General features: G+C 36.5%; 26 protein-coding genes. 6 read left to right on the top strand and 20 right to left on the bottom strand.

What is annotated here, in order from left to right; genetic code table 11:
* Positions 1–5: 5 nt before the first annotated feature.
* The 5 genes from MHH85_RS04370 to MHH85_RS04350 form a co-directional block, all read right to left on the bottom strand.
* Positions 6–758: a TerC family protein gene (locus MHH85_RS04370; RefSeq protein ID WP_193740470.1), complete on the bottom strand. Its 753-nt coding sequence runs from the start codon at positions 756–758 to the stop codon at positions 6–8.
* Positions 759–808: 50 nt separating this feature from the next.
* On the bottom strand, positions 809–1384 hold the full coding sequence (locus tag MHH85_RS04365) for a TerD family protein (RefSeq protein ID WP_053416342.1): 576 nt from the start codon (positions 1382–1384) through the stop codon (positions 809–811).
* A 38-nt stretch (positions 1385–1422) separates the two neighbouring features.
* Positions 1423–2007, bottom strand: coding sequence for a TerD family protein (locus MHH85_RS04360; RefSeq protein WP_193740471.1), 585 nt, complete (start codon positions 2005–2007; stop codon positions 1423–1425).
* A 32-nt stretch (positions 2008–2039) separates the two neighbouring features.
* Positions 2040–2651 (bottom strand): TerD family protein, encoded by a 612-nt coding sequence (locus MHH85_RS04355; RefSeq protein WP_193740472.1) that lies wholly within the window; start codon positions 2649–2651, stop codon positions 2040–2042.
* A 386-nt stretch (positions 2652–3037) separates the two neighbouring features.
* On the bottom strand, positions 3038–4273 hold the full coding sequence (locus MHH85_RS04350; protein ID WP_193740473.1) for a transglutaminase domain-containing protein: 1236 nt from the start codon (positions 4271–4273) through the stop codon (positions 3038–3040).
* 422 nt (positions 4274–4695) lie between these two features.
* Here MHH85_RS04350 and MHH85_RS04345 point away from each other — a divergent pair, with 422 nt between their 5' ends.
* Complete coding sequence (locus tag MHH85_RS04345; RefSeq protein WP_340706042.1) at positions 4696–5478, top strand: TrmB family transcriptional regulator; 783 nt, start codon at positions 4696–4698, stop codon at positions 5476–5478.
* A 42-nt stretch (positions 5479–5520) separates the two neighbouring features.
* Here the strand turns inward: MHH85_RS04345 and MHH85_RS04340 are convergent, their stop codons facing one another.
* Both MHH85_RS04340 and MHH85_RS04335 read right to left on the bottom strand, forming a co-directional pair.
* Positions 5521–6291 carry a sulfite exporter TauE/SafE family protein gene (locus tag MHH85_RS04340; RefSeq protein WP_340706041.1) on the bottom strand — a complete coding sequence of 257 codons (771 nt, stop codon included), beginning with the start codon at positions 6289–6291 and terminating at the stop codon, positions 5521–5523.
* Between the two features lie 432 nt (positions 6292–6723).
* Complete coding sequence (locus tag MHH85_RS04335) at positions 6724–7626, bottom strand: TetR/AcrR family transcriptional regulator (protein WP_340706040.1); 903 nt, start codon at positions 7624–7626, stop codon at positions 6724–6726.
* Positions 7627–7830: 204 nt separating this feature from the next.
* Here MHH85_RS04335 and MHH85_RS04330 point away from each other — a divergent pair, with 204 nt between their 5' ends.
* On the top strand, positions 7831–9351 hold the full coding sequence (locus MHH85_RS04330; RefSeq protein WP_340706039.1) for a DHA2 family efflux MFS transporter permease subunit: 1521 nt from the start codon (positions 7831–7833) through the stop codon (positions 9349–9351).
* Positions 9352–9703: 352 nt separating this feature from the next.
* Here MHH85_RS04330 and MHH85_RS04325 read toward each other — a convergent pair whose 3' ends face one another.
* The gene (locus tag MHH85_RS04325) at positions 9704–10081 is read right to left on the bottom strand and encodes a hypothetical protein (RefSeq protein ID WP_340706038.1); all 378 of its coding nucleotides are present in this window, start codon (positions 10079–10081) and stop codon (positions 9704–9706) included.
* A gap of 159 nt (positions 10082–10240) precedes the next feature.
* On the opposite strand from MHH85_RS04325, the gene MHH85_RS04320 reads away from it, so the two are divergent.
* Positions 10241–10501: an excalibur calcium-binding domain-containing protein gene (locus MHH85_RS04320; protein ID WP_340706037.1), complete on the top strand. Its 261-nt coding sequence runs from the start codon at positions 10241–10243 to the stop codon at positions 10499–10501.
* Positions 10502–10552: 51 nt separating this feature from the next.
* Here the strand turns inward: MHH85_RS04320 and MHH85_RS04315 are convergent, their stop codons facing one another.
* The 3 genes from MHH85_RS04315 to MHH85_RS04305 are packed head-to-tail and all read right to left on the bottom strand — an operon-like array spanning position 10553 to position 12627.
* Positions 10553–10993: a Fur family transcriptional regulator gene (locus MHH85_RS04315; RefSeq protein WP_053416354.1), complete on the bottom strand. Its 441-nt coding sequence runs from the start codon at positions 10991–10993 to the stop codon at positions 10553–10555.
* 21 nt (positions 10994–11014) lie between these two features.
* On the bottom strand, positions 11015–11857 hold the full coding sequence (locus MHH85_RS04310) for a metal ABC transporter permease (RefSeq protein ID WP_053416355.1): 843 nt from the start codon (positions 11855–11857) through the stop codon (positions 11015–11017).
* Positions 11854–12627, bottom strand: coding sequence for a metal ABC transporter ATP-binding protein (locus MHH85_RS04305; RefSeq protein ID WP_053416356.1), 774 nt, complete (start codon positions 12625–12627; stop codon positions 11854–11856). Before MHH85_RS04305 ends, MHH85_RS04310 begins: the two co-directional genes overlap by 4 nt.
* 103 nt (positions 12628–12730) lie before the next feature.
* Between MHH85_RS04305 and MHH85_RS04300 the strand changes: the two genes are divergently transcribed.
* Positions 12731–12970: a hypothetical protein gene (locus MHH85_RS04300; protein WP_053416357.1), complete on the top strand. Its 240-nt coding sequence runs from the start codon at positions 12731–12733 to the stop codon at positions 12968–12970.
* Between the two features lie 74 nt (positions 12971–13044).
* Here MHH85_RS04300 and MHH85_RS04295 read toward each other — a convergent pair whose 3' ends face one another.
* Positions 13045–13935 carry a deoxyribonuclease IV gene (locus MHH85_RS04295; protein ID WP_193740481.1) on the bottom strand — a complete coding sequence of 297 codons (891 nt, stop codon included), beginning with the start codon at positions 13933–13935 and terminating at the stop codon, positions 13045–13047.
* Between the two features lie 18 nt (positions 13936–13953).
* A complete protein-coding gene (locus MHH85_RS04290) occupies positions 13954–15252 on the bottom strand; it encodes a DEAD/DEAH box helicase (protein WP_053416359.1) in 1299 nt (432 codons plus the stop codon).
* Between the two features lie 176 nt (positions 15253–15428).
* On the opposite strand from MHH85_RS04290, the gene vrrA reads away from it, so the two are divergent.
* Together vrrA and MHH85_RS04280 are read left to right on the top strand one after the other, a co-directional pair.
* On the top strand, positions 15429–16064 hold the full coding sequence (gene vrrA / locus MHH85_RS04285; RefSeq protein ID WP_340706036.1) for a VrrA/YqfQ family protein: 636 nt from the start codon (positions 15429–15431) through the stop codon (positions 16062–16064).
* Positions 16065–16141: 77 nt separating this feature from the next.
* Entirely contained in the window at positions 16142–17122 is a 981-nt protein-coding gene (locus MHH85_RS04280) for a 4-hydroxy-3-methylbut-2-enyl diphosphate reductase (RefSeq protein WP_193740483.1), read from the top strand.
* 371 nt (positions 17123–17493) lie between these two features.
* Here MHH85_RS04280 and MHH85_RS04275 read toward each other — a convergent pair whose 3' ends face one another.
* The 7 genes from MHH85_RS04275 to dnaG all read right to left on the bottom strand — a co-directional run bounded on the left by MHH85_RS04275 (position 17494) and on the right by dnaG (position 24816).
* On the bottom strand, positions 17494–18615 hold the full coding sequence (locus MHH85_RS04275; RefSeq protein ID WP_340706035.1) for a Nif3-like dinuclear metal center hexameric protein: 1122 nt from the start codon (positions 18613–18615) through the stop codon (positions 17494–17496).
* Complete coding sequence (locus MHH85_RS04270) at positions 18612–19310, bottom strand: tRNA (adenine(22)-N(1))-methyltransferase (RefSeq protein ID WP_340706034.1); 699 nt, start codon at positions 19308–19310, stop codon at positions 18612–18614. Before MHH85_RS04270 ends, MHH85_RS04275 begins: the two co-directional genes overlap by 4 nt.
* Positions 19311–19418: 108 nt before the next feature.
* Positions 19419–19790, bottom strand: a complete 372-nt coding sequence (cccA, locus tag MHH85_RS04265) for a cytochrome c550 (RefSeq protein ID WP_038186963.1) — start codon at positions 19788–19790, stop codon at positions 19419–19421.
* A gap of 146 nt (positions 19791–19936) precedes the next feature.
* Positions 19937–21076, bottom strand: coding sequence for an acyl-CoA dehydrogenase family protein (locus tag MHH85_RS04260; RefSeq protein WP_340706033.1), 1140 nt, complete (start codon positions 21074–21076; stop codon positions 19937–19939).
* Positions 21077–21177: 101 nt separating this feature from the next.
* Complete coding sequence (locus tag MHH85_RS04255) at positions 21178–21741, bottom strand: hypothetical protein (protein ID WP_340706032.1); 564 nt, start codon at positions 21739–21741, stop codon at positions 21178–21180.
* A 91-nt stretch (positions 21742–21832) separates the two neighbouring features.
* Entirely contained in the window at positions 21833–22966 is a 1134-nt protein-coding gene (rpoD, locus tag MHH85_RS04250) for an RNA polymerase sigma factor RpoD (protein ID WP_193740488.1), read from the bottom strand.
* A gap of 32 nt (positions 22967–22998) precedes the next feature.
* Positions 22999–24816: a DNA primase gene (dnaG, locus tag MHH85_RS04245; protein WP_193740489.1), complete on the bottom strand. Its 1818-nt coding sequence runs from the start codon at positions 24814–24816 to the stop codon at positions 22999–23001.
* Positions 24817–24886 lie beyond the last annotated feature (70 nt).

Genomic DNA, 24886 nt, shown 5'->3' with positions numbered 1-24886 from the left:
TAGTGTTACATATTTTCAAGCTTTTTCTTATTTCTGAAATGTACAATGAAAGTACCTAAGAAAGCAACAATTAAAATAAGGAAGAAAGTTGTATTCTCCATGTGGAAACCGAATACACCCGCAAACATTTTAATCGCAATAATAGCGATTAATACAAAGGCTGTCGTCTCCATCTCTGGAACTTTTTCGATTAATGTAAGGAATACACCAGCAATTGTTCTCATCATTATTATTCCAAGAATACCGCCTAATAATAAGACCCATACTTGGTCAGAAATCGCAAAAGCAGCTAAAATCGAGTCAACAGAGAATGCAATATCCATTAACTCTACTGAAATGACCGTTGCCCAGAATAATCCAAACACACGTACAGTCCAGCTTTCCTTTTTAAACTCTTTTGCTTCGTCATCTTCTCCACCTTTATTTTTGAAGTGAGAATAGACGATCCAGCCTAAATACAAGGCACCTAGAACTTTAACAATTGAGAATTTAACAAGGTAAACACCAATTCCTATAAATAAAAATCGGAAAATGTAAGCACCGAACATTCCATAAAGAAGTGCTTTTTTTCTTTGTTCTGGAGGCAAATGCTTTACTAGTACAGCTAATACAAGTGCATTATCTGCGGATAATAAGCCCTCCATTACAACTAGAGAGCCGATTAAACCCCATGCTTCAGGGCTTTTTAATACTTCCCCCCACATTTCCCAGTTGAAGAATTGAGCGTATGTACCCAATATTTCGTTGATTATTTCCAAGTGACTTCCTCCGTTAAAAACATATTAAATTGTATGTCGATTAGCAGAACTTATTGTAGTCCATATGCGTTTACTAAAGCTCCTAAGCCACCTTGGTAACCTGAACCTACTGCTGCAAATTTCCAATCATTATTATGACGGTATAATTCACAGAATACTACAGCTGTTTCAATACTGAAGTCTTCACCTAAATCATATCGCAGTACTTCACTTTGCGAATCTTCATTTAATAAACGAACATACGCATTTAATACTTGTCCAAAGTTTTGACGACGAGTGTCGGCTTCATGAATTGTAACAGTTACTACGATTTTATCGATTTGAGGTGAGATTTTACTTAAATCCACTAGAATTTTCTCATCGTCACCATCACCTGCACCCGTACGATTATCTCCTGTATGTGTAACAGATTGATCTGCACTAACTAGGTTGTTATAAAAAATAAAATCTTGTTCGTTACGGCATTTTCCAGATGCATCTAATAAAAACACAGATGCATCCAGATCAAAGTCTTGTCCGCCATCAAACTGCTTTACATCCCAACCTAATCCGATTCCTATATTTTTTAAACTAGGATCATTTTTTGTTAAATCGATTCGTTGTCCTTTACTTAGCTGAATAGCCATACACTAGACACCCTTTCTAAGTTAAAATTTATAGAAGTTTAGTTCACATCTAAACCGTAATCATTACAAAGTGCTGTTAATCCGCCTTGGTATCCTGCACCAATCGCATTGAATTTCCACTCTGCACCGTGACGATAGATTTCACCAACAACAACCGCTGTTTCAATACTGAAATCTTCTCCTAAATCGTAACGTACGATTTCTTCATTTGTATCGGCATTCACTACACGAATAAATGCATTTGATACCATACCGAAGTTTTGACGACGAGCTTCAGCATCGTGAATTGTAACTGTAAACGCAATTCTTTCGATAGATGCTGGGATTTGGTTTAATGATACTTTTGACGTTTCATCATCGCCTTCTCCAGCACCTGTTAAATTATCGCCAGAATGCTCAACAGCACCGCCAGCACCTTTTGTATTGTTATAGAATACAAAATCTTCTGGAGCAGTCACTTTACCGTTAGCACCTAATAAAAATACTGAAGAATCTAAGTCAAAATCTCCGCCGCCATCATACTTGTTTGTATCCCATCCTAATCCTACGATTAGATTAGATAAACCTGGGTTTGTTTTTGTTAAATCTACTTTTTGTCCTTTTTGTAACGAAATTGAAGCCATTTGAAATTCCTCCTAAGTTTTAATGTTTTATTTTACTGAAATCGATTACAAACTTCGCCTAATTTAGCATCTGTTGTACCATCACCAATGGCACCAAATTTCCACTCACCGTTATGGCGGTAAATCTCACCTGTTACTAATGTTGTTAAATTAGCATAGTTATCAGATAAATTATAACGAATCAATTCATTTCCAGTATTAGGTTCAAACACACGAATATATGCATTTTGAATCATCCCAAAATGTTGTTTGCGTTTTACACAGTCATAAATATTAACAACAAACACAAGTTTATCGTAATCTGCTGGCACAGCTTTTAAATCGATTGTAATGACTTCATCATCGCCGTCGCCATCACCTGTTAAATTATCTCCTGAGTGTTGAACAGATCCACATTTACTTTTTAATTTGCCGAAATAAACGACATCTTGACCATCTTTTAAATGACCGTCTTTTAACATTAATACAGAGGCGTCACAGTCAACATTACTACCGCTACCTCCGCCACCAAATAGTCCGCCTAATAGACCGCCGCTTTTCCCTTGGCTAACTGGGTCCCAGCCTAAACCAACCATTACGCGATTTAAATCCGCTTTACCCTTTGTTAAATCGACTCTTTGACCTTTTTGTAAATTAATGCCCATAGTCATTCACTCCCTATTTTTAAAAAATCCTCACATATTTCAGCCTTAATTTGAAAATGAAATCATCATAAAATTTAAACTTCTTATATTTGTAATTATATAACAAACATCAAGAATGTTAGTAATAATTTCTTTCAATCAAATTAAATTGTATCCCCACTAATAAATTTACTATTGGGCTATTACCTCTGTCACAAATTCACCTTGTTATGTAAAGAATTGCTCCGTATATCATTTAACTTATACGGCTTAATACTATATACGGTTATAACTTTAAATGGTTTCATTTTATTTTTCAAATCATAGGTAAATAAAAAGGAAGAATTCTTAATCTGATGTCGATTAAGAATTCTTCCTTTTTTTATTATTTCAATCATTATTTCGTATTATTCGTGCAATTTCCCAGGAAATAGTTGAAAGAAAAATTGTTCAATATAAGAAAATAGATTGCCGGAATCCTTTTTCTGATCTTCTTCTACAATTTCCTCCAAATTAAGAATTTGCTCTTTCCCACCATTTGTATAATAGAGCATTTGATCAAGTACTTTTAAATCACTCGATTCTTGCTCATTAATCTTCGTTTGCTTCGAACCATCCATATGAATTCTTGTTAAGTAACCCATTTTATCTTTGTTACTAAAATACAACCAATCTTCCGCTTTCACTAAGTATTTTGCATTTGTATTTGTTAGTTTTTTTTCGTTCCCTGTCTTTGTATCTCTTATATAAATACCTCTGCTACCATCTACCTTTGTATAGTAAACCTTGTCTCCAGACTTCACAAAATCGTCGGTATCTCTTATAAAATTATATGTTGTATCAGAAGCCTTTTGATAATCCTTAGTTACCCATCTGTGATCTTCCGCCAATGCTGAATCAGATAACAAGAAATATTTGCTACTTACTTTACCTGCACGATCCGGTGTAGGGTCATTGAAAGTAGAATCAACATGATACCACTTACCATCTACTTTCACTAAATTCCATGAATGCGCAACTTTATCGACATACCCTACTACATATCTTACATCGATTCCTGCTGCTTGATATAATTTATAAGCCGCTAATGTATAGCCTTGGCAAACCGCTTTTCCTTCTTTGAAAACAGCATAAGCTGAGTGAGCGCTTGCTTTAGTATCCGACCCATATTTTGTATTTAACACGATATAATTATTAATCGCTTTTACTTTGTCAAAATCACTCATCTTTTCAGATATCTCTTCATTTATAAAACGTTTTACTTGTGCATCTACATACTGCTCTTGATTCTTCGACGTATGATAAGAAAACGTATAGTTTATAATAGCTGAACTTGAATTATATTGATAATGAATATTACTCTCTTTAAAACTACCTGAGAGATAATCATCAGCAGCTAAAAGTTGTTCCACTACTCCATTTATTTGATCCATTTTTGGCGTAATATTGCCCTTATAAGAGATAGTTAACTTTCCGTCATAATTGTGCATAGCCCTAGACACAGCTGTTTTAAGACCTTTAACAGAGGAAACAGTGACTGCATCTTTTGCAGCTGATACTTCCAAAACCCTATCACTACTACTTGTTAAGGCCAATATCAATATTAAACTGAAAATCGATAGGTACCAATTTACCTTTCTCAAGTCATCATCACATCCTCTACTTCATAAGTCTACAGTCAATAAACATGATCTTCAATTTTTTTATCGGATAAATTAAAAGAAGGACATTACAGAAAGTCCTCATTCCCTATTATATTTTAACCATGTCGAAGTATTCCGGAAAAAAACTCTAAACAGGTTATTTTAATTTTGAATTTAAATGACCTATGTCATTATTATTTTATACTAACAACTCGATATTTAAATTTACTTTTTTTACCATCAAAATAGAATGCAAGGGTAATCTGTGTTAAGACGACTGATTGTATTACTTAGATGAAGCTCTACGAAATATTAACTTTATCCCCTCCATTGTGATACCCCCCTAATCAAGCTAGGGCAGGCAAGTCTACGAACTATTTGATATGATAGTAACAGAATGACGAATGTACTGAGGTGGTCTTGTGCAAGACATAATACAAAAAATGCAATTGCTTGGCTTTAACCAATATGAAGCCAAAGCATATTTGGCATTAGTGCGACTTGGCTCTGCCAGTGCTTATCAAGTAAGCAAAGACTCAGGTATACCACGTGCACGCATATATGAAATTTTAAATGGGCTTGAAAAACAAGGGCTTGTCTTGAAAGAAGAAATTAATGAAGCAGCGCAATATTCTCCGCTCCCTGTTGATGTCTTTTTAGAATCGATGCAATCGAATTGGCATACTAATTTTGAATCTATTAGCGAGTCGTTAAAAGAACTTGAAAAAACAGAACTGACACCAGATAATCGTGTAGCAACATTAAAAGGTGCCGATCATATTCTTTCCTTCTGTCGTACTTTACTGAAAAAAGCAGAGAAAAAAGCGGTGATTTCATTTTGGGGAGATATGTATGAAGAGCTACTAACTGATTTACAAGCAACTTCAGAGAAATGTGGATTAAAAGGGATTGTCTTTGAAATTGAACACCCCTTACAAGGTTTAGATTATCACCGTATAACTTCTTATACGGAGAATATCGGTCATCAAAAGTGGTTTATCTTGTCTATTGATGGTAAAGAAATGATTTATGGTCCATCAATTTCAGAAAGGGAGACTGCCTTTTATACCGACGACCCAGTCCATATTTATTTGTTAGAAAACTATATATGGCATGATATTCTCGTCAATCGTCTAGTAAAAAAACAAAACGATGCAGTAGAGAAATGGATTGCAACTGAGAGAGAACAATTTTTTTCAATGTAATCAGAAAATGACCTTCGCATATTATTTTGCGAAGGTCATTTTTTATAAAATATGTAAGTAATCTAATACGTTTTTAAGGATTAAAATTACCGTAACAAAAATGAATAATACACGTACATAACTTGCACCTTTTTTAATAGCAAATTTCGAGCCAACAATTGCTCCGACAATCATCGCAAGCCCCATCGGAATGCCGTAAGAAAAATTAACAGCTCCTAGAAATAAGAACATTATAAGTGCCGCAATATTACTAGCAAAATTCAAAAACTTCGCACTACCCGCAGCTTGTAAAAAATCAAAACCAATCATTAAAAATGCAAAGATGAAAAATGAGCCAGTCCCCGGTCCTAAAAAGCCATCGTAAAAACCGATTATTGTCATTATAGCAATAAATATTAATGCCTTCTTCTTATCTAATTTCACATAAGTCGACTTTTGACCCCAGTTTTTTTTGAAGATGGTATATGTTGCTACAGCAATTAAGAGTATTAACACAAGTGGTTTCAGTACTTCTGGCGATATAAAATGTACAAACCATGCACCTAACATCGAGCCAAAGAATACAAGCGGGAAGTATTTACCGACTATTCTAAAATCAATTTTTCCCGAACGAAAAAATGAAATAGTGCTAGTAAGCGATCCCATAGAACCTGCTAACTTATTCGTTGCTATCGCTGTAGATGGTGATAATCCAGTAAACATTAATGCAGGAATAGAAATCAAACCACCCCCACCAACAACCGAATCAATAAATGCTGCTAAAAAACCAAATGCAATTAACAATAAAAGTGTATACAAGTCCAAATCCATCATGTAAAACATCTCCCTAACTTTCTACTACAAGATAAAAAAACACGTTACTACTTTAATAGTAACTATACTTCACTATATTGTAAATAGAGAATAAACTATAATTCTAAAATATTTAAACAACTCTTCAATGAGTATCGTAAACTAAGTTATGTAGAGGGATGATTTAATGATTAACATCTTTTCACTATTGGAATTATAGCAATTCTCATTGCTGACCTAGTAATAGGTGCATGGCAAACGGGAGAACCGAACCGACTAACCGTTTAAAATATTACACCAGAAGATCGTGCTCATAGGATGAAAATAAGTACATATAGTTTAGCAGTTGGCGTAATTTGTTTCATAATCGTTTCGGTACTTTGGTATTTTGGTATTTTGGTATTTTGACATTAAATAAGGTAGTAAGAGCAGCTGCTTTTACTACCTTATTTTTTATTCAATTACTTTGTAATCCATTTTAATTAATATTCTATAAAACTTTGTAAAATGAGGTGTTGAATTAATTTCAGCGCAATTATTTAATGTAGATAATGCACTTTCAATTAGGAATGCCCGTGGCTCTTCTTTATTCATCAATTCTTCTTGTATAAAATATAAAAGTTTTAAATACGTTTCTCGTCTTGATCCATCGTTAACGAATATTTTTTCGATTTCTTTCCTTAACCCTAGTGTTGTGAAGGATAATTCATTATCGAAAGAGTCCTCATTATCTCCTTCTGGAAATAGATTATTTACATGCTCTGGAGTGAATAAACGAATTCCTTCTCTACTTATATCTTCTAAAATATTCATCATACGGTCCATGCCATACTTAGCAATTTCCTTATCTGAAATTCTCTCACCTAACATTTTACTTGTCTGACGGAAGTTTTGAATAATCCCCACATAAATAATGGCACAGTCAAATGAGTACGCTTGTTTTTCCACTGGAAGTATGTTTAGGAAGCGTCCATGTACCCATTTTAAGAACTTAAATTTAAAATCCTTAATAAATTTTATTAATTCCGGATCATTCGAAACAATTACACCATCTAAAAGTTGTTGTAATTTATTTTGTCGATTGGCCCCCATCATTAAAACCACTTGTTCTACAAATACATCAACATCAGAGATATCTTCACCAATCAGTAATTTGTCCATCTTCTCTTTTACTTCAGCTATGACTAATTTAAATACAGCTTTAAAAAGATCCGCTTTCGAAGGGAAATAATTATAAAAAGATCCTTTAGAAATACCACTGTGATCTAATATTTCTTGTATCGAAGTAGCATGATAACCTTTTTCTATAAATAATTCATGTGTTTTTTCTATAACATGCTTTTTTCGTTTATTCATATATATACTCCTTTAAAATCAACCTTTATTCCTCATAAATATATCTTACCACAATAAACACCTGGTACACTTTTGGACTGGCGGTATATTTTTATCTTGATTAATAATAGCAATGGATGTATTATAAATATCTACAAACCATTAGTTCATTTTTATACTGATGGTACAAAAATGTTTTAAAGTATAAAAGGAGTTGTTTTCGACATGCAAGACACACAAACAAAACCTTCGTATGGTCTGTTAATTATTTTAATGACAGGTGCATTCGTAGCGTTACTGAGTAACACATTATTAAACATTGCCCTGCCTTCGATCATGAAAGATTTTGACGTAAGCGCAGCAACTGTTCAATGGTTATCAACAGGGTACATGTTAGTGAACGGAATTATGGTTCCTACTACTGCCTTTTTAATAAAAAAATATACTGCTAGAAGATTATTTTTAATAGCAATAGCATTATTCTCAATTGGTACTCTAATTGGTGGATTCGCTCCTGTATTCCCTGTTTTATTAACAGCAAGAATGATTCAAGCTTCAGGTGCAGCAATTATAATGCCACTTTTAATGAATGTCATGTTTACAACATTCCCTCCCGAAAAACGTGGTACAGCAATGGGGATGTTCGGGTTAGTAATGATTTTTGCACCTGCAATCGGCCCTACTTTGTCTGGGTGGATTATTCAACATTATGAATGGCCAACACTATTCTTCTTCATCGCTCCTATTTCAATTTTAGTATTTATTTTAGCATTCTTCAAATTACATGATACAAAAGAGAAAGTAACTGCGACATTAGACTTTTTATCTCTTGTTTTCTCTACATTAGGATTTGGTGGTATTTTATACGGCTTCAGTTCAGCAGGTAATAATGGCTGGGATGATTCATTCGTAATAATTTCACTTGCAATTGGGGTCATTTCACTTATTTTCTTTATTTACCGCCAATTCAAATTAAGCGAACCTATGCTTGATTTAAGAGTTTATAAATATCCTATGTTCGCACTTTCGTCTCTCATTTCTTTCACACTAAATATGGCTATGTTTTCAGCTATGTTATTAATGCCTATTTATTTACAAAATATTCGTGGCATTTCTCCATTGGATTCAGGTTTACTAATGTTACCGGGAGCAATTGTGATGGGGATTATGTCTCCTATTACGGGTAGATTATTCGATAAATTCGGAGCAAAAATATTAGCAATCGTTGGTTTAACTATTACAGTTGTTACTACTTACTTCTTCAGTCAGCTGACTGCTACAACAGAATATTCACATTTAGTTCTTTTATATACAGTGCGTATGTTTGGTATTTCAATGGTAATGATGCCAGTAATGACAAATGGTTTAAATCAGTTACCCGCAAAATTTACGCCTCATGGTACGGCTATGAATAGTACATTACAGCAAGTTTCTGGCGCAGTAGGTGGTTCTCTACTAGTAACAATTATGTCCAATCGCTCGGTTACTCACGGCAAAGAACTATTGGATGTAGCAATTAGTAAATTATCTGCTCCTCCAACAAATGAAGTATTAGCACAAATGAAACAACAAATTATGGCACAAGCAACCATTGAAGGTATTAATGATGCATTTTTAGTTTCTGCAGTTGTTGCAATAATAGCTGTCATTCTAGCTTTCTTTATTAAAAGAACGAGTTCAATAGAAAAAGTTGAGAAAGTCCCTGCTAAAGAACCTAAAAAGAATGAACCAGTTGGTCAAATTTAATATCTTCTTTTAAGTAGGAAGTTAAAGGAGAGGAGTACATTGTCTATTTGGCAAAGTAATATCAATACGTTTACAAATATTTTTATTTTCCTATTTTTGATCCAATATATATTCAGCTTTTTTAAGCAAAAACATATACTTACTAATAAGAAAATCCTTGCAAACTGTACCATACTTTCACTTTTAGTCATTATTTCGTTACCTCTTTTAGATGTAGTAGAAATAGAACTCGATTTTATAATAGATTTTCCATTCAGAAATCCATGATAGAAAGCATCAAAAGCCCTCTACCCTTACTAACCTTAATTAGTAGAAGGTAAAGGGCTTTATTTGTTTATATCGCCAATCAAGTTTATTCTTCTTTTTTCGGCTTCCAAAGTAATACTCGATCTTCTCTTTTAGCTCCTTGCAAATAGACTGCTTTTACATTCGCTAAATTTGAATCCTTTATTTCAAAGTCAAAACCACCCGATTTACCACCTAACTGCACGGTTTTCATTTTCAAATAAAATTTATCTTCAATAATATCAAAAGTATAACCCGCGTACTTTTTGTTGCTATTTGTAAAGTCTCCTTTTATATGCAAAGTTTGTCCATCAATGACTTCCACTTCGTCAATTTGAATAGCTGATGTATCTGTTATTTTAGCAATGAGTGTATATATACCAAAGCTAAAAATAGCAAAAACTAAAACAGACGCAATTAATCCAAAGAAAGTACTTTTTTTCATCTTCAATCACCCGTTCATTCTGTCATACATTCCACTATAATACACTTCTACCCCTTCTCACTATTTTTAAGTCTTAATAATTTTCCAGTTTTTCTATGGAAATATATGATAAGGTAAGTAATGTTCTATTTACAACATTTACACTATGGAGGCAATGTAATGAAAAAAATTATTCTTGCAACATTCGCATCAACACTACTACTTGGATTATCTGTTCCCCCATTAGAAACAGACGCCGCTGCTAAAAAATTTAAAAACTGTACTGAACTTAACAAAGTATACAAGGGCGGTATTGCCAAAAATAAAAAAGTAAAAAACAAAGGCGGTAAAACTAAATATAAACCTACAGTATCTGCTAAACTTTATGCGGCCAATGAATCTAAAGACCGTGATAAGGATGGCATTGCATGTGAAAGATAAGTCCTCTTCATAACAAAACAAGCATCTTCCCTTTGTGAAAGATGCTTGTTTTTATTTACTTATACTTTGTGATTGCTCGCAATTTTTACAGTCTGGACATTTGCCGTAGATTTCAAATTTGTGATCATCAATTTCGTATGATGGTAATTGTTCTTGCAGGAGGTCCATTGGGCAGAGATGAATTTCTTTGATGTTACCACACGCCATACAAATGAAATGGTGATGATGATGTTCCGTTTCACATTGCATGCGGAAGTGACGCTCGCTGGAAAGTTCAGTTTCTTCAAGAATTCCTAATTGGACGAATGTAGCAAGATTACGATAGATTGTGTCGTAACTCATACCTGGATAATCTTTTTTCATAACAAGCAATAGGTCACGTGCGGTTAAATATTTTTCAGTAGCCGCGAACATATCTAAAATTTGCTCTCGTTTATCCGTTTTTTTATAGCCATTCTCTTTTAAAATTTCCCAAGCTCTAGAAATATTCATACCCAAACTCCTCCTTGTAAATTAAGCGCGTACGCTCATTGCAATCTTCTTACCCACAATAACGACTAACAAAATCAAAATAGAGATTACAACAATTGTTCCACCAGGTGCTAGGTCTAAGTAAAAAGCAGATACAAGACCTGCAATAACAGCCGTTTCACCGAAAATAATCGCATATAAGATCGCTTGTTTAAAGCCTTTAGCAATACGAATACTTGCTGCAACTGGTAACGTCATTAATGATGAAACTAGTAAAATCCCAACAATTCTCATACTAGCAGCAATAACTAGAGCTGTAACAATCATAAATAATAAGTGAATCCATTTCGCAGGCAAACCACTCGCTTTTGCATATTCATCATCAAATGATAAAACGAATAATTCTTTATAAAATAAATAAATAAACGCTATCACTAGCAATGCTATTACTACGACAATAAATAAATCTTGTCTACTAACAGCTGATACCGAACCAAATAAATAACTAAATAAATCGGTACTAAAACCTTTCGCAAGAGAGATAAAAATTGCACTAATCCCTATCCCACCAGACATTATAATTGGTATTGCTAATTCCTCATAATGCTTATATAAGCGACGTAATCGTTCAATAAGTACTGATCCACTGACAGATGCCACAATCCCTAAATAAAGCGGATTAAGTAACGCTAGCCCTGTAAAAGTTTGGCTTAAATATAGGCTACCCGCTATCCCTGCAAGGGTTACATGGCTTAGAGCATCCGCAATTAACGATAATCTTCTAACAACGATGAAAACGCCAAGTAGCGGAGCAATGATTCCTATAATAATGCCAGATAAGAATGCATTTTGTAAAAATTCATAATGTAATATAGATGAAATCATTGCGTCTTCTCCTCTTTGGTATGGTGAATTTTACGGACTGCGTGACCATACCAAGCATTCAATTGATCGTCTGATAAAGAATCATAATCGTTCTTGAAGCCATGGAAATGGATTGTTTGATTTAAACAAGCAACATGACTTATGCGATTCGAAACAGTATCGACATCATGTGTTACTAAAATCATCGTCATTTTATGGTGCTCATTTAAATTTGCAAGCATATCATAAAAGGACTGCACATTTTCGTGGTCAATCCCGACTGTCGGTTCATCTAAGATTAATAACTTCGGCTCTGCGACAAGCGCTCTCGCTATAAAGACACGCTGCTGTTGCCCGCCTGACAACTCACCGATATTCCTATTCGCAAAGCCATCCATACCGACATCTCGTAATGCTTGCATCACTTTTTCATTTTGATCAGCTAAGTGGCGTTTAAATAGACCAATTTTCTTTGTTAAGCCACTTGCAACAACTTCCTTAACTGTTGCTGGGAAGCCAGAGTTAAATGAGTTTGATTTTTGAGAAACATAACCAATCAACTCTCGTTTTTTAAATGTGTTTGCCGGCTGTCCAAATAATTCAATTTGACCGGAAGTTGGTTTCATCAATCCTAAGATCAGTTTTAACATTGTTGATTTCCCCGAGCCATTTGGTCCGAGTAATGCGAGAAAATCGCCTTGCTCCACTTTTAAAGAAATATTTGATAACACCTGCGTATAGTCATATTGAAATGAAACATTTTTAAGTTCGATTAAAGGCACTTGCGCCATATTCTTCGCTTCTTTCTAATTCAGAATCATTACGATTTACAAAGAATTAGTATAAGTGAAAGATAGAACTTTGTAAAGAACGAATACTTGAAAGGGTGAAAGTATGGATTATATGTCATTAATACAGGAATTCCAAGGCAAATCGGATGAGGAGCTCGCCCTCTATGCAAAAAATTACAAGATTCCATTATCGAAAAAAGAAATTCAAAAGTTGCGCCCACTATTATCGTCCTTTTCCATTCAATGGGTGCTAATGGGGATACCTGATCAAGTAATGCGGGATATTGAAAAAGCCATTGGCAAACAAAAAACAGCAGATTTACTAAAACAGTTTGGCCGCTAAAATTTTGACAACTTCATGAAACAACACAAAAAAGACTTCTCACCTTTTTTGGCGAGAAGTCTTAATCATTTAAATTATTCCCCTCTTAATGCATCGATTTTTTCGGGCATAAAAGTTTGGTTACGGAACATTTCAATTTCATATTTGTATGGTGCTTTTTTATTTTTTGCATCTGCACCAACAAATGGTGTTTCTAAAATTTTCGGTACATCTTGGAATGCTTCATGATGCACAATGCGATTTAAGGCGTCAAAGCCAATATGACCAAAGCCAATATTTTCGTGACGGTCCTTTGCTGCCCCGCAAACATTTTTACTATCATTGATATGGAGCACTTTGATACGATCGATACCAATCGTTTTATCAAAGTTTTCTAGAACTCCATCAAAATCATTAATAATATCATAGCCTGCATCATGTGTGTGACATGTGTCAAAGCATACAGACAGACGTTCGTTGTTTTTTACACCATCGAAAATCTGAGCAAGCTCTTCAAAAGTGCGACCACATTCAGAGCCTTTACCAGCCATCGTTTCAAGAGCGATTTGTACTGGATAATCTTGTGATAGAACTTCATTAAGTCCTTCAATGATTCTTGCTATACCAACTTCAGTACCTGCACCAACATGTGCACCTGGATGTAAAACAATTTGTTTTGCACCGATAGCAGCTGTTCGTTCAATTTCTTTTTGTAAGAAGTCGACTCCCAGTGCAAATACTTCAGGTTTTGTTGTATTGGCAATATTGATAATATAAGGTGCATGGACAACAATATTCGAAAGGCCATGTTCCTTCATATGCAATAATCCTGCATCAATATTCAACTCTTCAATTGGTTTTCTACGTGTGTTTTGAGGAGCACCAGTATAGATCATGAAAGTGGATGCTCCGTAGGAAGCTGCTTCTTCACTTGAAGCTAGCAGCATTTTTTTGCCGCTCATAGATACGTGTGAGCCAATAAGCATGGTCTGTGGACCTCCTTACTATTTCTGACGGTTTTTCAAACGACGTTCACGTTTTTTAACTTTATCCATTTCCCATTTCATATTACGTTTATAGCCAGGTTTAACCTTCTTAGGTTTACGGACAAGAGCTTTCGCTTTTTTATCAATTTCGTTTTCTTTTTTCTCACGGTTTTGACGTGCATGACGTTCTTTCATGTCAATTAGTTCACCGTTTTTAATGTCTTTTGGTTGGAATGGAATACCCATTTTCTCAACGCGTGCAATTGCATCTTCTTCTGAAGGTTCGAAAATTGTGATAGCCGTTCCTTTGTTACCAGCACGAGCTGTACGACCTACACGGTGAATGAAGAATTCTAAATCCGAAGGTAATTCGTAGTTAATAACATGGCTGACTCCTGGAATATCAATTCCACGTGCAGCAAGGTCTGTTGCAACGATGTATTGGAATTCCAAGTCCCGTACTTGTTTCATCACTTTTTTACGATCACGTGGTGATAGGTCTCCGTGAATACGTCCAGCTTTGACCCCATTATTTGCTAAGAAATCAGCAACATAGTTCGCTTGTGAACGTGTGTTAGTGAATATAATAGCTAAATAAGGGTTGATTGTTTTCATCACTTCAAGTAAACGGCTGTTTTTTGATTTACTACGAGTTGATACTAAATAGAAATCTAAATTTTCCGCTACAGGTTTTTTATCATCCATTTTAATATGGACTGGTGATGACATATATTTTTTCAAGAATGGTTGTAATTTCTCAGGCACTGTTGCTGAGAATACGAACATTTCAAGAGTTTCAGGCATTTGAGAAGCAAATTTATCGATATCCTCGATGAAGCCCATGTCGAATGCAAGGTCTGCTTCATCTACCACAAGCATTGGCGCCGTATATACTAACAAAGCTTTTTCATCAACTAAATCACGGATTCGTCCTGGTGTACCGACAACAATTTGCGGTTGTGTTTTTAGTTTATCGATTGAGCGTTGTTTGTCTGTACCCCCGATGAACAATTTGGCTTGGATCGATGTTTCTTCGATTAGTTTTTGCAACTCTGCATAAATTTGTGTTGCAAGCTCACGAGTAGGTGCAGCAATTACCGCTTGCACTTCCTCTTTATCTGCACGGATTCGCTCTACGATTGGAATAAGGAAACTATGTGTTTTCCCTGTACCTGTATGCGCTTGACCGATAGCACTCTTCCCTTTTAATACCAAAGGAATTATTTCCTTTTGGATAGGTGTTGGTTCTGTGAAACCTAATTTCTTAATTGCATCTTGCAAAAAAGGTTGAAAATTGTAATCTGTATATTTGGACATAATTGTCCCTCCTAACTTACTTACCTTATTGTAACATGATTCGTACATTTAGTAGACCATTTGCATATGATATCTATTAATAGTACGTACGTCAATTCAAGGTGACCATTATTTTTAAAAATTTATGGTGGTTCTTGACAAAAATGTGCAAATTTCAAGGAGAAAGGAGATCATTAATGCGCTATTCATCATTTTATCCATTTGCGCAAGGTTTATCGCAATCTGGGGGTTCATTAGGTGGCGCAGCCCAGGGCGCTGCTAACATGTTTGGTGGGGGTGCTGCTGCTGCTGGGCCTGGAGCTGCCGGTATGTTCGGTAGAGCTGCGGCTTCTGCTGGGCCTGGAGCTGCTGGCATGTTCGGTAGGGCCGCTTCTGCTGCTGGGCCTGGGGCTGCTGGCATGTTCGGTAGAGCCGCTGCGGCTGCTGCTGGGCCTGGGGCTGCCGGTGTTGCAAACGCAGCTGGGGCTGTCGGCGGTTTGGCGAAAATGGATCAATATTTGGCAACTGCTGATAAATTTATGTCCACAGCACAACAATTCACTCCTATTTTCAAGCAAATGTCGCCAATGTTCCAAAACTTACCTGCACTTTATAGATTATACAAAGGCTTTAAATCAATTCCCTCATCTGATGTAGCTGGAGTCGGGGCAGCCGCGGCTAGTACAGGAGGGGCTACGACTAGCCGGGAATCACTCTTTTCAGATAGTGACTTAGATCTTGATAGCGATACTACGCAAGAACCTAGAACATCCATACCTAGAACGCCTAGACCTTCCACACCTCGTATATTCCAACCACCATTTATACCGTAAATCGTAACCGATTCTTTGTATAAAGGTGTGCTGTCCGTTATAATGGTATTTAACGAGCAATGAAGGGAGTTCGGATTATGCAAGTAACTAAAATCACGCCACGAGGATATTGCTATGGTGTTGTAGATGCCATGGTCATCGCGCGCAACGCTGCATTAGACAAATCATTACCTAGACCTATCTATATTCTCGGAATGATCGTTCATAATAAACATGTAACGGACGCATTTGAAAAAGATGGAATTATTACTCTTGATGGTGAAAACCGTAAAGACATTTTAGAAAAAGTTGATAAAGGAACAGTCATTTTCACAGCTCACGGCGTATCGCCTGAAATTCGTGAAATTGCACGTCAAAAAGGCTTAGTGTCAATTGATGCCACATGCCCTGACGTAACTGTAACACATGACTTAATAGCCGAAAAATCACAAGAAGGCTATGACATTATTTATATTGGAAAAAAAGGACATCCAGAGCCAGAAGGTGCTATTGGTGTTGCTCCTGATCATGTACATTTAGTGCAATCTATTGAAGATATCGATCAATTGCAATTAAATCGCGAAAAATTACTTGTAACAAACCAAACGACAATGAGTCAATGGGATGTTGCGCATTTAATGAAGCGTTTGGAAGAAAAATTCCCAAATATCGAAGTGCACAAAGAAATTTGTCTAGCAACTCAAGTTCGCCAAGAAGCTGTTGCTAAGCAAGCTGGTGCAACAGATTTATTAATTGTAGTTGGAGATCCAAAAAGTAATAACTCTAACCGTCTAACTCAAGTTTCTGAAGAAATTGCACATACAAGATCTTATCGTATCGCTGACCTTTCTGAATTGAAATTAGAGTGGTTAGAAGGTGTTAATACTGTAGGTGTTACAGCTGGAGCCTCTACACCAACACCAATCGTTAAGGAAGTAATCAATTTCTTAGACCAATACGACCCTGCGAATCCAGAGACTCATAATATGGAACGCTCTGTCACACTTGATAAAATCTTACCTAAAATTAAAACGCCAAAGCCGGTTGTGAAAATCGAACCATATCCGACTTCGAAATAATTATGAATTGCCCCTGATGTTGAAAGATTGCATCAGGGGCTTTTTTATTGGGTGGGTCGTGGGGATTTATGCGGGTTTTGGCGCTTCTCACTTCGGCTTTAGCGCTTCTCGCGTTGACTTTAGCGTTACTCGCTTGAGCTTTAGCGCTACTCACTTCGGCTTTAGCGCTTCTCGCGTTGACTTTGGCGCTACTCACTTCGGCTTTGGCGCTACTCACAGGCTTTAGCGCTACTCACGGGCTTTGGCGCTACTCGCATCCTTTTTGGCGCTTCTCAGGTAATCTCCCCCTACACTCACCTCTAAACCCACGTAATAAAAAACTCCTGCCAAATCTATTTTGGCAGGAGTTTTTATTCATTTTTAATATTAAATCAAACGAATTGGAATGGTTCTGTCGAGATTTTAGATGGGATAAATTCACAGTTTAGTTTTTGTAGTTGGCATAGGTTTTGCATTTTATTGGCTACGCCTACCTTCATAACGCTTTCTACATGATGGCCGGGGTCTACAATTTGAAGCCCTATTGCTTCTGCATCTTGTGCAACATGGAAATACATGTCACCCGTTACATAAACATCTGCTCCTGCACGTTTAGCTGTGTGGATATATTTGTTACCATCTCCACCAAGTACAGCTATTTTCGAAACAGTCGATGAAAGATCTCCTACTACTCGAACAGCAGGAACTTGTAAAGATTCTTTCACATGCTCAGCAAATTGTTTAAGTGTCATAGATGATGGTAGTTTACCTATACGACCAAGTCCCATTTCTTTTGCTGTTGTATCTAGTTGAATGACATCATAGGCTGGTTCTTCATAAGGATGGCTATTTAGCATCGCGCGAAGTACTTTACTTTTTATAGACTTCGGAACAACGGCTTCGATTTTCACTTCTTGTTCGACGTGTAATTCCCCTACTTCACCGGTGAAAGGAGTTGCCCCTGAAAGTGCTCGGAAACGTCCTTCTCCTTGCATTGTGTAGCTACATGAGTCGTAGTTTCCAATTTGTCCTGCTCCAGCTTTAGCAAGTGTCTCGCGAAGTTGATCTGCATGTTCGACTGGCACAAAGACTGCCAACTTAAACATTTCTTCACTATATGTCGGTACTAGTACCTCATAATTTTGTAAGCCCAACGCTTCAGCAAGTAAATCGTTTACACCGCCTTCAGCAACATCCAAATTTGTGTGAGCGGCATAAACTGCAATATCATTTTTGATTAATTTTTCGAAAAGCTGTCCTTGTGGTGTATCAGTTCGGAGAGTTGAGAGCTTTCGGAAAATAGGTGGGTGATGAGCGATGATCAGTTCACAGCCAGCTGCAATAGCTTCATCTACAACTACATCGTTGACATCAAGTGTTACTAATACTTTTGTAACAGGTTTGTTTAGGTTACCAACGTGAAGACCGATTGGATCATTGTCCATTGCAGCTAATTTTTTTGGAGACCAACTTTCGAACAGCTGAATGATTTCTTGACCATTGGTTTTTTTCATCGTTTCAGTACCTCCCCAACTGCTTCAATTAGGTGTGCTAACTCAGCTGATTTTGCTAAGATTTCAGGTGTTTGCTCAGCTTTTTGTAAGGCTTCGCGAACGTGTCCCCATTGTTCAACTTCTCTTGTCCATTTACTATGGAAGACGTCAGAGTGTTGTTGTTTTAATACTGGACCTAATAGCTTTTCAAGTTCACTTAAATTCATCTCTCCTCGTTCTAATACAAGGATTTCATAAATTTTTTCGTCCTCTAATAGGATTACCTCATCGATAATTTTCCAACTATTTTGTAATGCCCATTCACGGATGACTTTTGCGTGTATATTTGGCTGTAGAATTAGGCGCTCGACCCCTTCTAATGCCAAGGGATGCTTTTCTAAAATGGACGTAATTAGTGGTCCACCCATACCTGCAATTGTAATGGCAGTAACGCCGTCCCCTGGTTCAATAGCTGCAAGGCCGTCTGCAAGTCTTACAGTAATTTTATTTGTTAGTTGTTCTTTTTGGACTTCGTGGCATGCTGAATCATAAGGCCCCTTTACTACTTCGCCAGCAATAGCGCTCTTTGCGATATTGTTATGTACGAGATAGCAAGGTAAATAAGCATGATCACTACCAATATCTGCTACAATAGCGTCTTGTGGAACGAATTTTGCAACTGTTTCCAGTCGTTTTGATAATTTTTGTGCATTCATGGCAGAAGCCTCCTTTCATGTTGTATTGTAACGAAAATATGCATTTTTGCATAGAAAAACCCTTATCCTCTAAGGAGAATAAGGGCTCTTGCATATATAGTGATTTAATTATTTCAAATCAGCGATATATTTAGCCATAGCGTCAAGGTTATCTGCTGGTACTAAACCACCAGGCATGCCGCCTTTACCATTTTGAAGAATATCTTTAGCCTCATCAGCTGATAAACCTGTACCGTGTAGGTTTGGTCCCATGCTGCCTTCTAGGTTTTCACCGTGGCAAGAGATACATTTACTAGCAGCGAATGCTTCAGGATCAAATTCACCTGCTGCTTCTTCACCTTTAGCAGATTCTTCAGTTTTAGTTTCATCGCCTTTTGCGATTTCTTCTTTTTTGTCTGCTCCATCAAGAGACATGAAGAAAATCAAACCGATACCAAAAGCCATAATTAGGATATACGGAATAATCGGATTCTTTTTCATCAATTAACACTCCTCATAAGTTCAGTTTTATTTCTAAATAAATAGAATCAGTCAACAATTAATATTGTACTTCATTCTATTGAAAACTAAAAGGCCTATTGGGGAGTTTTTCGGCGTAATGTGACAAATTTGCCATATTCGTCACATTAACATCCAATTTGACGAGCAATTACCATTCTTTGTACTTCAGAGGTTCCTTCTCCAATTTCTAGCAATTTTGCATCCCTCATATAGCGCTCCACTTCATATTCTTTCATGTAGCCGTAGCCGCCGTGAATTTGAATGGCTTGATCAGCAATTTCCATAGCTATTTCTGACGCATATAATTTTGCCATTGCTGCCTCTTTCGTAAAAGGTTTACCTTCGTCTTTTAACCAAGATGCTTTGTATACCATATTTCTTGCCAATTCTATTTTCATTGCCATATCTGCAAGTTTAAATTGTGTTACTTGGAAAGATGATAATGTTTGGCCGAATTGCTTGCGTTCTTTTGAGTAACTGAGCGCTCGCTCGAAAGCAGCTTGTGCAATACCGACCGCCATAGCTGCAATACCAATTCGTCCACCATCTAATGTGACAAGAAATTGACGAAAGCCATTTCCCTTTTTACCAAGTAAATTTTCTTGTGGCACACGTACATTTTCAAGAATTAGTTCTGTTGTATTGGATGCATTTAAGCCCATTTTTTCGTAACGATCTAAAACTGTAAAACCTTCTGCATTGGTCGGAACAATAATAGCACTAATTTCTTTTTTACCATCTTTTATATCTGTGATAGCTGTTAATGCTAGATGTTTGGCATAGCTAGCATTTGTAATATACACTTTGCTACCATTAATCACAAAATCTTGCCCATCTTCTTTTGCTTGTGTTTCGGTACCCCCAGCATCAGATCCAGCGTTCGGTTCTGTTAATCCGAATGCCCCAAATGATTCGCCGGTACAAATAGGTGTTAAATATTTTTCCTTTTGTTCTTTTGTACCAAATAAGTGCAGTGGAGCTCCTCCTAGTGAAATATGAGCAGAATATGTAATACCTGTAGAGGCACATGCCCGGCTCAATTCTTCAGTCACAATAGCAAAACTCGTTGTGTCTGCTCCTGCTCCTCCGTATTCTTCTTCAAACGGCAAGCCCATCATCCCCATGTCGGCAAGCTGTTTGAAAATCTCCTTTGGAAAAGCTTTCGTGCGATCGCGTTCAATTGCTCCTGGTGCTACAACTTCATCAGCAAACTCCCTCATTGTTTTTCGAATCATTTGCTGTTCTGATGTAAGATCAAAATTCATACAATCACTCCCCTTTGTGAATACGCTTTCACATTAGATTATACAGAAACAAATTGTATATTCATAGAATAAAACGCATTTAACGAGAAAATATGAAAATTTTAGAAGAAAAGTATGTATGTAAAAATAATTAATAATCCACCCGCTCCTGAAATCATAAAGTAGATGAGTTTCATCCATATACCGGAAATTAACCATAAGATACAATTCGCTATAATTGCAATATGCATCGCTAGTGGATTATCGGGTAAATAGATTTCCATAACTCTAACAGAAATTCCGAGTAATAGGAGGGCAGCAGCAGTATATGCAAGTGTGGTTAAAATATCTTTTTGTGTTGCAAACTTAAAAACATAAAATAGTAAACCAACGATTGTAATAGATACGATAATAATGGGAAAAACGACAAATTTCACGCTTATTAGAAATAACAATATGAGTAGGGAGATTGTACTTACACCTAATAAGGTCATTATCCATTGTTTCTTTGAGCGCTCTTTTGAAAGAATAGCATTTTTTGAGCTAATTTCGAGTTCAGTTGTAGCTAGTTCTTCCCCTTCTGCATATAAGGTGGATAAAAAATCACAATAATGTTCTGGTAATAAGTTATTTTCTTTCCAAAATAAGATTTCATTTAGGATTGTTTCTTTTCGTTGATTCTTCATCTAGTAGTCCCCCAACTAAAAAACCAATTTCATCCATAATTTTACCTTATTTATATAAAAAAGGCACCCCTGTAAAGGAGTGCCTTAAGGACTATTCTAAGAAATCTTTTAAACGTTTGCTTCGAGATGGATGGCGCAATTTTCTTAGTGCCTTCGCTTCGATTTGACGAATACGTTCACGTGTAACGCCAAATACTTTCCCTACTTCTTCAAGTGTACGCGTACGTCCATCGTCTAAACCAAAACGTAAACGTAACACATTTTCTTCACGATCAGTTAATGTATCAAGTACATCTTCTAATTGTTCTTTTAGTAATTCATACGCTGCATGATCAGATGGTGATTGTGCTTCTGAGTCTTCGATAAAGTCTCCTAAGTGTGAATCATCTTCTTCACCAATTGGCGTTTCTAGAGAAACTGGTTCTTGTGCAATTTTCAAGATTTCACGAACTTTTTCAGGAGTTAAATCCATCTCTTCACCGATTTCTTCAGGAGATGGTTCACGACCTAAGTCTTGTAAAAGTTGACGTTGTACACGAATTAATTTATTAATTGTTTCAACCATGTGTACTGGAATACGAATTGTTCTCGCTTGGTCAGCAATTGCACGTGTAATGGCTTGGCGAATCCACCAAGTTGCATAAGTACTAAATTTGAATCCTTTGCGATAGTCAAATTTTTCAACTGCTTTAATAAGCCCCATATTACCTTCTTGTATTAAATCAAGGAATAACATACCACGACCAACATAGCGTTTCGCGATACTTACTACAAGTCGTAAGTTGGCTTCAGCTAATCTCTTACGTGCTTCGTCATCACCTTGCTCAATACGTTCAGCAAGTGCGATTTCTTCTTTAGCACTTAATAAATCTACGCGGCCAATTTCTTTTAGGTACATTCTTACAGGGTCATTAATTTTAACACCTGGAGGTACGCTTAAATCATTTAAGTCAAACGTCTCTTCAGCTGCACTGCCTTTTAATAGACGATCAAGATTTTCCTCATCACCGTCTTTACCACCAAGTTCAATACCTTTTGATTCTAATTGCTCGATAAATTCTTCAACTTGGTCTGCTTCCATTTCGTAGGATTGTAGTTTGTCTGCAATCTCTAGGTAAGTTAATTCACCATTCTTTTTACCTGAATCTACTAAATGTTTTTTTGCTTCTTCTAGAGTATGTTCATGTTCAACTACTGGTTTAATATTTTTAGACTTGTCTGCCATAGGTGTTTCCTCCTTCAACAACCGAATCCGCATCACATTGCCGATAACGATTTTCTTAAATCAATTACTTCTTGTGAAAGCTTTAATGCACTTCCGAAATCATGCATTTTCTCCGCTTCTTTTAATGCGTGATTCTTATCTTGAATTTGCTGCTCAATTTTATACTTTTGAACTTGTTTCAAGCAATCCGCGATCTCTTCTTCGAGATGCTCTGGATCACGATCCGCTAAAGCTGCTTCCATTGCAATTTTTCGTAATTCACTATCTTCTAGAACTTCAGCAAATCGCTGATAATCTGCTTTCTGATGGTTTTCATAGAAACCTATGAGATGTACATAGACCGCTAAATAGTCATCTCTAACAAATGGTTCTTGCTCCGCTAATCGTACACGATCAACAACGTCAATGTTATGTAACATATGTGCTAGAAGTAATCTTTCAGCACGATCTATCGCTGTGATTTTCTTTTTAGGGAGCTTCATTTGCGGCGCAGGGGACTGTTGCTGCTGCTCTTGCCTTTTTGAGTTTTGGGCAAGCTGTCCTTCCTTTTGACGCAGTTGCATATTTAGCGTGTCTTCTGAAATATTCGTTTCTGTTGATATTTGCTTTACATATAATTCTTTCTCAATTGGTGAGATTCCTCCAACTAAATAGTTCAAGGCTTCATCCACATACTGCAATATATCATTATTAAATTGGAAGTTTTTATTTCTGCGTGCATACATTAGCATAAATGCTATATAACTGAGTGGTTCTTCAATAATCTTAGATTTAAAAGATTCTTCTCCAAACTGCTTTATATAGTCATCCGGATCAAGTCCTGTTGGGAGTACTGCCACATCTACTTTCATCTTTTCTGCGTGTAACATTTCCGCAGCTCGCTTTGCAGCCTCCCAGCCGGCTTTATCTCCGTCATAACAAACAATGATACGTTCAGCTAGACGTTTTATCTTGTTCAAATGTTGCATCGTAAGTGCTGTTCCCATTGTAGCAACAGAATTATGAACATTTGCCTTTTTACCTGACAGAACATCCATAAAGCCTTCAAATAATACGATCTTTCTCTCTTTACGAATAACCGGTCGAGCTTGATCCAAATTATAAAGGACTTGCCCTTTATGGAAAATTGGTGATTCTGGACTATTCAAATACTTGGCGTCTTCTCCAGTATTGTCTATTATCCGTCCTGAGAAAGCGATTATTCTCCCACTTTCATCTTTGATCGGAAACATTATTCTTTCCCGGAAGCGATCAAACCATCCTGAGCCATCTTCCTTTTGAATAATGAGTCCACATTGTTCCATTTCTGCTAATTCGAAACCCTTTCGTTTTAACAGTTGAGTCAATGAATCCCAATGAGGTAAGGACCAGCCAATTCCATAAGATTCGATAAGTTCCTTCGTAAATCCTCTTTGTTGCAAATATATAAGAGCTTTTTCCCCTTCCTCCGTATTAAGGAGGAGATGCTGATAATACTCAGCAGCAAAAGCATGAGCTTCTTTCATCCGCCCTTCTTCTTTAGAAATAGGGTGCGTTTGTTCCTCAGAAGTTGATACCTCTACATGAACGCCCACACGATCACCTAGCTTAGCGACCGCCTCTTGGAATGGAATATGATCGATATCCATCAAGAATGTAATAGCGTTCCCTCCAGCTCCGCAACCAAAGCAATGGAATATTTGTTTATCTGTAGATACAGAAAAAGAAGGTGTCGATTCACCATGAAATGGACATAAACCAAACCAGTTTCTGCCTCGCTTCGTCAATTGCACATAATCGTTGATGACATCAACTATATCTGCCTGAGAACGAATTTGTTCAATAATCTCTTCAGGTATTCTTTGAGCCATTCCATCACCATCTTTACTTGCTAATAACTGAATTCGAGATAATCATATGAAAGTCCTGCATATTTCGACA

This window comes from Viridibacillus sp. FSL E2-0187, assembly GCF_038006425.1.
Lineage (GTDB): Bacteria > Bacillota > Bacilli > Bacillales_A > Planococcaceae > Viridibacillus > Viridibacillus arvi.
Note: the sequence above shows the minus strand (reverse complement) of the source record. Positions and strands in the feature narration are given on the sequence as shown.